Annotated in this window: 1 protein-coding gene and 1 pseudogene; both read right to left on the bottom strand. The window is 73.1% G+C overall.

Features of this window, described 5'->3' with window-relative positions; translation table 11 throughout:
- Positions 1 to 190 (bottom strand): annotated as a pseudogene (locus ACTQV4_RS10270) (IS21-like element helper ATPase IstB); the annotation flags it as partial.
- Positions 190 to 1,131 (bottom strand): Mu transposase domain-containing protein (locus ACTQV4_RS10275; RefSeq protein ID WP_441569778.1); only part of this gene is annotated, 942 nt, incomplete at its 5' end. The gene ACTQV4_RS10275 and the pseudogene ACTQV4_RS10270, both read right to left, overlap by 1 nt.

The following is a 1,131-nucleotide window of genomic DNA, read 5'->3' on the forward strand; positions in this document are numbered from 1 at the left end:
TGGTGATCCTGACCTCCCGGGCGGCGACCTCGACGCGCGTCATCTCCTCGAGGGCGGAGGCGAAGCCCCGCTCGCCCGCGGCGACCATCCTCACGTAGTCGGGCAGGGACGCCGCCATCTCGTGCAGCCCGAGCGCGGAGAGGTTCGCCTGCGCCCTGATCGAGGGGCTGCCCTCCGCGACGGCGCCCATCACGCCCCTCCGAGCGAGTCGAGCAGCGCGAGGTTGGCGCGCGCGGCCTCGGCGATGTCCGCGTCGGCCAGGCCCCGCTTCCCCTCGAGGGCCTGCCCGTAGTGGTCGGGGTCGTAGTTGATGGGCCTCGACGGCCCGGACGCGGCGTCGTGGACGGCGACCTCCTCGCCGGCCATCCTCACCACGACCTGGCCGCCGGGCATCGCCACGACGCTCACGCGCCGGCCGATGCAGCGCCTGGGCACGGACCACTCCCTGCCGGCGGCCCTGACGAGCATGGTCGGCGGGACGGTCTGGACGCTCACGTCGCCCACCATCGACTCGAGGAGCCGGAGGTTCCCGATGGGCCGCAGGCACTCCTTCTCCCGCATGAACAGCGCGTCGGGCGGCAGGCCGGTGGTGCGGTTCGGCTCCGAGTTGGCCTGGGCCTCGACCCGGGCCACCGCCTCGGCGAGGCCGCTCCACCCGGTGAACTCGCCGCCGTAGGCGAGCAGGCGGTTCAGGAAGCGGTTGGCCGACTCGTCCTTGCCCTTGGTCTGCGGCGAGCGCGGCGCGCAGAGCCTGAGCTCGAAGCCGGCCTCCCGCGCGAACCGCCACGCCCTCTCCTGCCTGGTCCTCCTGCGGCCAGAGACGGTCACCAGGCACGACATGTTGTCCGTGATGCACTCCTCCGGGACGCCGCCGAGGCGGGTGAAGGTGGCGAGCAGGCAGGACAGCAGGTCGTCGAGCGTGCGGCTCCTGACCGGTATGAAGCGGTGCTTCCGGGAGTAGCCGAGCGTCGCGGTGAACACGCTGAACTCGAAGACCTCGCCCTCCGAGTCGACGAGCCTCATGCCCTCCTTCCAGTCGAACTGCAGCTGCCTGCCCGGGGGCGTCTCGAACCGCGGGTGCGGCTCGCGGCCGCCCGCGCCCCCGAAGGGCACGTCGCGGGCCCGGCACCA

Source organism: Collinsella sp. LCP19S3_B11 (assembly GCF_052121915.1).
Taxonomy (GTDB): domain Bacteria; phylum Actinomycetota; class Coriobacteriia; order Coriobacteriales; family Coriobacteriaceae; genus Collinsella.